Origin of the sequence: uncultured Shimia sp. (assembly GCF_913054185.1) — a bacterium.
Lineage (GTDB): Bacteria > Pseudomonadota > Alphaproteobacteria > Rhodobacterales > Rhodobacteraceae > Shimia.
Map to the genome: position 1 here is coordinate 1 of NZ_CAJXIV010000138.1, position 7,507 is coordinate 7,507.

Below are 7,507 nucleotides of genomic sequence, written 5' to 3' on the forward strand. Positions count from 1 at the left end.
CGATGCGCCACAATCGCCGCACATTCCGCAGCTGTGACCGCCTTGGTATTATGCACTGTGCCGTAAAACATCGACATACGCTGATCGACCACAATCAGGGTCGGGCGATCCCGCTCCTCGGTGTAGACCCGCACATAAGGCGTCCCGGCCCGCGCCGTGACCTTCCAGTCAATCGCGCGCACATCATCCCCCGGCAGGTAATCCCGCAGATCTTCAAAATCCAAACCCCGCCCACGAATGCGCGACCGATGTCGGCCTTGCAACGCGGACCGCGCCGGTTGGTTTGGCAAAAACGAAATTGCGCGTGATGCTGCTTCCAAAGACCGCAATCCCTGCAAGCTCACATGAATGCGCGGATCAGCAACCGCATCGGTCACTGATCTGTCTGGCGCAACACCTGCGCGGGATAAGGCTGCCCGATTTCGCATGGCTTCCTCCGCCTACGGCACCGCCACCAGCGTCAACAGCTCGGCCACCACATCATCTGCGGACACCCCGCTGCCCTGTGCTTCATAGCTCAGCGCCAACCGGTGGCGCAGCACATCCGGTGCAATCGCCTGAATATCCTCCGGATCCACATAGTCACGGCCTTTCATCCAGGCATGCGCCCGCGAACAGCGATCCAGCGCCAGGGACGCCCGTGGGCTGCCTCCTAGCTCGATCCACTTGGCGAGGTTCTCCCCAAAAGCTTCCGGCGTACGTGTGGCTTGCACAATCGTGGCCATATAGACCTCCATCGCTTCGGCGCAGTGCAGACCTGCGATCTCGCGCCGCGCCTCAAACACCACGTCTTGCGAAATTGGATCACGCGGCGCTTTCGCAACCTTTTTGCCAGTCTGTTCGATCAATTGCGCCTGTTCCTCACCGCGCACCAGTCGGATCACTTCGATCTCGTCTTCCAGCGGTGGATAGAGAATGTTCACATGCATCAGGAACCGGTCCATCTGCGCCTCTGGCAGCGGATAAGTGCCCTCTTGCTCCACCGGGTTCTGCGTCGCCATCACCATGAACAGCGGCTCCATCTGATGTGTTGTGCCAGCCACCGTCACCTGCCGCTCTTCCATGGCTTCCAGCAACGCCGCCTGCACCTTTGCTGGTGCGCGATTGATCTCATCAGCCAACACAACGTTGGCAAAAATCGGCCCCGGCTGGAACCGGAACTGCTCCCCATCTGCGGCGCCCTGAACATACATCTCCGTGCCGGTCACATCCGCTGGCAACAAATCAGGCGTGAACTGGATGCGCGAATAGTCACACTCCAGGTTCTTCGCCAAGGCCTTCACCGCGCGGGTCTTGGCCAAACCCGGCAAGCCTTCCAGCAGCAGGTTGCCATTGGCCAACAGCCCAATCAGCAACCGGTCAATCACATCACGCTGCCCGATGATACTTTCGCCCATGCGATCACGCAGTGCGTTGATTTCGTCCAATGCGCCCATCACTCAGCCTCGCCGGTGAAAATGCGTGTCCACTCATCTTTCATATCCACCAGCACCCAGCCGCGACCCTCAGCCTCATCCAGCCCGCGATTGAGCACCCCAATGTGCCCTTCCCGGTCATACGCCCACTCGCGCTCGCCATCCGTGTGGTGAATATACACTCCCAACCGCGCTCCCTCGCCCGACGTGGTATACTCCAGCATCTCAAAATCACCGTCTGAGTTGCCAACTGCCATGATTGGCCGTTTGCCAATATGATGGTTGATCGCAACCGGCTTGCCCCCTTTGTCGTCGTTGAAGAACAGCGCATCATTTTTGATAATTGTCGGCACCCCATCGACCACTTCATAAGTAGACGTCAGCGACGAGCCAATCGTCTGCTCTGGAGGAATGCCATAAACGTCCTCAGCAAAGACCCGCATAAAATCAATGCCCCCACCGGACACAATGTAGGTTTTAAACTCTTCATCCCGCAGATAGCGCAGCAATTCCACCATCGGCTGATAGGTCATTTCGTCGTAGCCGAGTCCCGTGGTCGGATGCTTTGCCTCCGAAACCCAAGCCGCCACATCGGCGGAAAACTCATCAAGGCTCTGGTTGGCATGGGACAGCGCCAAAATTTCGATCAGCCCCTCTTTACCCCCTGCCACAACGCCTTCCATGTCACCCGCAGCGGCAGCCTTCAAAACGTCACTGGTCAACTTGGATGGGTCTTCGGCACCAATCTTGGCCACGCGGTCCAGCGCAAAAAACAATTGGAAATACATCGGTTGCTCGGCCCAAAGCGTGCCGTCATTGTCAAACACCGCGATCCGATCCGCAGGTGCCACATAATCTGGCCCATCAACTTCGGAAACCGCCTCAACAAAACTGATGATCCTGTCCTTGGACGCCCCGTGCCAGGACGGCAACGAGTCTGCAAACCCAACGCTACCAACACCGATCAAAACCAGAGACAAACAGGTTGTTTTAATTGAACTCAACAAAGTCATGGGACCATCCAAATTGCGACGAGGCCAGCCCTCAGTCGAAAAAATGCCCTCCCGACCAGGTTGGCCGGAAGGGGTGTTACGTATTACGATCTTATTTAGAGCCAATCTGGCTGAAGATCTTCTCCTTGGCGTCACCAATGGTGAAGCTGCCCGGTTTTTGACGTGGCGGGAACTCTTCAAAGGTTGCCAAGAAGTCAGACACATAGGCCGATGCCGGCAACAGCAGATACACACGATCCAGATACCAATCCCAGTAGGTATTCGAGGTGATGTTGGACCGCTCATATGGATCCCGACGCAGGTTGAACAACAGCGGAATACGCAGCTCTGTCCATGGCTCTGCCCAAGCCCGTAGGGTTTGCGGATAACGGTGCTCAAGGAAGATCACTTTCCAATCGTCATAGCGCAGCGCCGTCAGGTCGCCATCATCAGAGAAGTAGAAAATCTCATGACGCGGCGCCTCATCAGACTCCCCTGTCAGATATGGCAGGAAGTTGTAGCCATCCAGATGCACTTTGTACTCACGACCAATGGCCTGAACACCACCTTCTTTGAGTTGCGCTTTGATATCCGGGTTACCCGCAGCGGCCACATAGGTTGGCAGCCAATCCATGTGGTGCATGATGTCGTTGCTCACAGCACCGGCTTCGATTTTGCCAGGCCAACGCACCATGGATGGCACACGCCAACCACCTTCCCAGTTGGTGTTCTTTTCACCCCGGAACGGTGTCATCGCCGCGTCCGGCCAACTGTTCATGTGAGGACCGTTGTCGGTGGAGTAATGCACGATGGTGTTGTCTGCGATGCCAAGCTCGTCCAGCACATCCAGCAGCTGACCAACATGCATATCATGTTCGATCATGCCCGCGGTGTACTCATCCACGTGTTTGCCGGCAATTTCATCTGCCTTGGCGCGCATCTCGTCTTTGACATGCGTGCGGAAGTGCATCCGCGTGCCGCTCCACCAAACGTAAAACGGCTGACCTTGATCATTGGCGCGCTTGATAAAATCAATCGTCGCAGCAACGGTTTCTTCGTCAACAGTTTCCATCCGCTTTTTGGTCAGCGGGCCGGTGTCTTCGATTGTGCCATCAGCCGAGGACTTGATCACGCCACGCGGGCCAAACCGCTCGCGAAACTCGGGATTCTGAGGATAGTCCTCATTCTCCGGCTCTTCTTCCGCATTCAAATGGTACAGGTTGCCAAAAAACTCATCAAACCCGTGGTTGGTTGGCAGCATCTCATCGAGGTCACCCAAGTGGTTTTTGCCAAACTGCCCCGTCACATAGCCTTCTGCTTTCAGCAGACCAGCGATGGTTGGGTCTTCCACTTGCATGCCTTCTTTGGCACCAGGCATCCCAACTTTGGACAGGCCTGTGCGGAACACAGACTGGCCCATGATGTAGGACGAGCGGCCCGCAGTACAGGACTGCTCACCATAGTAGTCGGTGAAAATCATGCCCTCTTGTGCCACACGGTCGATGTTTGGCGTTTGGTACCCCATCATACCCATGGTGTAGGCAGAGATGTTGGATTGCCCAACATCGTCCCCCCAAATCACAAGAATGTTGGGTTTATCTTGCGCCGCCGCAGCGGTCGCAACTGTCGCCAGCACAACGGACACCGCTGAAATCTGACGGACAGTTCTCATTGGGTTCAGACCCATAACAAAACTCCCTAAAAAAATGCACACCTGAAAGCAGTCTTTGCTGAAAACATGGCGACCAAAAGCCCTCAGGCACCACGCCGAAAATGTGCGCAACCTACAAGGGTGTGTCAATTGAATTCATTTATAAAATTGTGGATTTCACAATATGAAACGCAACTCAGGCGAAAGTGAAACCATGCCGTCAAGCGTGGTGCATTGACGAGGTCAGAGGCTCACAAACCTCTCGGTCAGGTCCTGCGCCTCCGCTTCAAGCCCATAAGGCGCATTGATGATGAACATACCCGATCCTATCATACGATGACCCTCTCGTGCAGGGGGGAATTCCACCTCATGCCGCAAGACCTTCGGAAAGCCCTTGTCCTCAAGCGCGTCCAACATCGGCTCATGGGCGCCATCGCGCAATATCGGATACCACAATGCGATCACACCAACGTTCCATTTACGGTGCAGGTTGGCGATCCAGCCCGGCAAGGTTTTGTAGTCGCTTTTGATCTCATAACTTGGATCAATCAGCAGCACCCCACGCCGTGGTGTGGGCGGGCACATCCCCATCACGGTCTCAAACCCGTCTTTCTGATGCACCTTCGCCCCACTGCCGCGCATTGTCTGCCGCAGAGCCGACACCTCTTGTGGATGCAGTTCACACAGCTGCATGCTGTCTTCTGCCCGCAACAGCGCCTGCGCGATTGCAGGCGAGCCCGGATAAGCAGCCGCACCATGCCGGTCCCGGACAGCAGATAGCGCCCGCATGTAGGGATGATCCGGGGCAAACCATTCTTCGACTTTGCCAATGCCTGCGTCCGCTTCACCGGTTTTCACTGCTGCGGCGTCATCAAGCTGATACACGCCACGCGCCGCATGGGTCTCCAAATAGCTCATCGGCTTGGGCTTTTGCCCCATATAGTCCAGCATCACCGCCAAAAGCGCGTGTTTCTGGACATCGGCCAAATTGCCGGCGTGGTAGATGTGTTGGTAACTCAGCATGGGCTTTCAATAGCCTGCCTGAGCGCCAAAGCCCAGACGGCAGTTTTTGGCGCATCAAAACCCCTGTTTTTTGCAACTTCCCGCCCAAACCTAAGCGGCTTTTTGCGCCCGTCTTCAATACCTTGGTCGCGACCGCCACATGCGTCTCGAGACAGGCAAGTCTCGCAAAAAACAAAAACACCACTCACGCATGAGAGGAACGACCCATGAACTATCGCACATCCCTTTGCGCCGCTGCGCTTTGTGCTCCCTTTGCCTTTGCCACCAGCGCCGCCGCACAAGGCTGGAACTGGTCATACGGCGCGGACATGACGTCCGACTACATCGACTCTGGTGTTTCAAAGTCCGATGGCTTTGCGATCCAACCTTGGGTCGAAGTGGAAAACAGTGGGTTTTATTTTGGAGCATGGGGCTCCAACGTCGACATCGGTACAGACGACAAATGGCAATACGACCTTTACACAGGGTACCGCTCCAACGTGGGCAATAACCTTTCTTATGACCTTGGTTTGGTGCGTAAGTCTTACGACGACACCGGCTACGACAGGAGCGAAGCCGCCGTGGGTCTGACCTATGCGTTTGACAACGCCATGTATGTCAAAGGCTACGCCGCCTACGATTGGTCCAACAAGAATTACAACCGCTATGCGCAGGTTGGCTACGACATAGGCGACCGCTGGCGCACCTCCGCCCGCTACGGAGTCGATGACGGCGCGACCAGCGAGTATTATTGGGATGTTGGCGCCGAATACGCCTTCACCGACACCATCTCGTTTGACATGCGTTATCACGGGCGTGATGGCGACGACGAAGGGGTTGTTGGTATGCTGAAATTTGCCTTCTAAAAGCGCAAGTCCTTGTGGGTGGCCAAGCTTTGGCCACCCCTCGCGGCGGAATGTCGCCTTTGATTTATCACAGGTCTTTAACAACCGCCTATGTCTTCCTATAAGAAGACCGCTCGGACTCGAGAGAGTCGCGGGCTTTGGGAATTTTTGGGGGAACAAAATCTTATGCTGGGAAAATTGGGCAGCCTGTTTACATCCGACATGGCTATCGACCTAGGGACCGCAAACACGCTGGTCTACGTAAAGGGTAAAGGTATTATTCTCAGCGAACCTTCTGTGGTGGCCTACCACGTCAAAGATGGCGTGAAGAAAGTGCTCGCCGTGGGCGAAGATGCCAAGCTCATGCTGGGCCGCACGCCAGGCAGTATCGAGGCCATCCGTCCCATGCGCGACGGTGTGATTGCCGACTTTGACACTGCGGAAGAAATGATCAAACACTTCATCCGCAAGGTGCACAAACGCTCCACCTTCTCCAAACCAAAAATCATCGTGTGCGTGCCCCATGGCGCCACCCCCGTAGAAAAACGCGCGATCCGCCAATCTGTACTGTCCGCTGGCGCGCGCCGCGCAGGCCTTGTGGCAGAGCCAATTGCAGCCGCCATTGGTGCGGGCATGCCAATCACCGATCCCACCGGCAACATGGTTGTCGACATCGGCGGCGGCACCACCGAAGTCGCCGTTCTGTCTCTTGGCGACATCGTATATGCACGTTCCGTGCGTGTTGGCGGTGACCGTATGGACGAAGCGGTTATCAACTACCTACGCCGTCAACAGAACCTCTTGGTGGGTGAAGCCACGGCTGAACGCATCAAGACCTCCATTGGCACCGCACGTATGCCGGACGACGGTCGTGGCACATCCATGATGATCCGTGGCCGCGACCTGCTGAACGGTGTGCCCAAAGAAACCGAAATCTCTCAGGCGCAAGTCGCCGAAGCTTTGGCAGAACCGGTTCAGCAAATCTGCGAAGCCGTCATGACCGCGTTGGAAGCCACGCCTCCGGATTTGGCCGCCGACATTGTTGACCGTGGTGTCATGCTCACCGGCGGCGGCGCCCTGCTGGGTGAATTGGATCTGGCTCTGCGCGAGCAAACCGGTCTGGCCGTCTCGATTGCTGACGAAAGCTTGAACTGCGTGGCTATGGGCACCGGCAAAGCTCTGGAGTATGAAAAACAACTGCGCCACGCGATTGACTACGACAGCTAACCCGGCCTCTCAGCGCCGGTTTGGCGTCAGCCCTCCGGCGGTGTAGCATAACGCCCACCATCTCTGATCCGGAGGCACCTTGGCCAAAGATCGCACCCAGAGCGAAGATTTTTCGGCACCGCTTCGGCGGCTGCTTCTGGGTGTGCTGATCCTGCTGCTGTTGGGCGTCTTCCTGATTTGGCGCATCGACAGCCCGCGCGTCGAACGCTTCCGCGCCCAGATCACCGATACTGTGGTGCCAAATTTTGACTGGGCCATGGCGCCCGTCACCGGCGCGATCAACATGCTGCGCAACTTCCAAAGCTACACCCGCATTGTCGAACAGAACCGCGATCTGCGCCGTGAGTTGCAGGATATGAAAGCTTGGAAAGAAGC

Annotated in this window: 7 protein-coding genes and 1 pseudogene; 3 read left to right on the plus strand and 5 right to left on the minus strand. The window is 56.3% G+C overall.

From position 1 onward, the window contains the following. From QZ517_RS19080 to rlmJ, 5 genes are all read right to left on the minus strand, one after another. On the minus strand, positions 1 to 428 hold a 428-nt coding region (locus tag QZ517_RS19080; RefSeq protein WP_294230311.1), incomplete at its 3' end, for a DUF58 domain-containing protein. Positions 429 to 440: 12 nt separating this feature from the next. Continuing rightward, entirely contained in the window at positions 441 to 1,436 is a 996-nt protein-coding gene (locus tag QZ517_RS19085; RefSeq protein WP_294230313.1) for a MoxR family ATPase, read from the minus strand. Further along, entirely contained in the window at positions 1,436 to 2,428 is a 993-nt protein-coding gene (locus tag QZ517_RS19090; RefSeq protein WP_294230316.1) for an HAD family hydrolase, read from the minus strand. Before QZ517_RS19090 ends, QZ517_RS19085 begins: the two co-directional genes overlap by 1 nt. Positions 2,429 to 2,519: 91 nt before the next feature. Continuing rightward, positions 2,520 to 4,079, minus strand: a complete 1,560-nt coding sequence (locus tag QZ517_RS19095; protein ID WP_294230325.1) for an arylsulfatase — start codon at positions 4,077 to 4,079, stop codon at positions 2,520 to 2,522. 222 nt (positions 4,080 to 4,301) lie between these two features. Further along, the gene (rlmJ, locus tag QZ517_RS19100) at positions 4,302 to 5,081 is read right to left on the minus strand and encodes a 23S rRNA (adenine(2030)-N(6))-methyltransferase RlmJ (RefSeq protein ID WP_294230319.1); all 780 of its coding nucleotides are present in this window, start codon (positions 5,079 to 5,081) and stop codon (positions 4,302 to 4,304) included. Positions 5,082 to 5,287: 206 nt separating this feature from the next. Between rlmJ and QZ517_RS19105 the strand changes: the two genes are divergently transcribed. From QZ517_RS19105 to QZ517_RS19115, 3 genes and pseudogenes are all read left to right on the plus strand, one after another. After that, complete coding sequence (locus QZ517_RS19105; protein WP_294230322.1) at positions 5,288 to 5,926, plus strand: TorF family putative porin; 639 nt, start codon at positions 5,288 to 5,290, stop codon at positions 5,924 to 5,926. A gap of 165 nt (positions 5,927 to 6,091) precedes the next feature. Beyond that, positions 6,092 to 7,132, plus strand: a complete 1,041-nt coding sequence (locus QZ517_RS19110; RefSeq protein WP_283426973.1) for a rod shape-determining protein — start codon at positions 6,092 to 6,094, stop codon at positions 7,130 to 7,132. Between the two features lie 79 nt (positions 7,133 to 7,211). Next, positions 7,212 to 7,507, plus strand: a pseudogene (locus tag QZ517_RS19115) (rod shape-determining protein MreC); the annotation flags it as partial.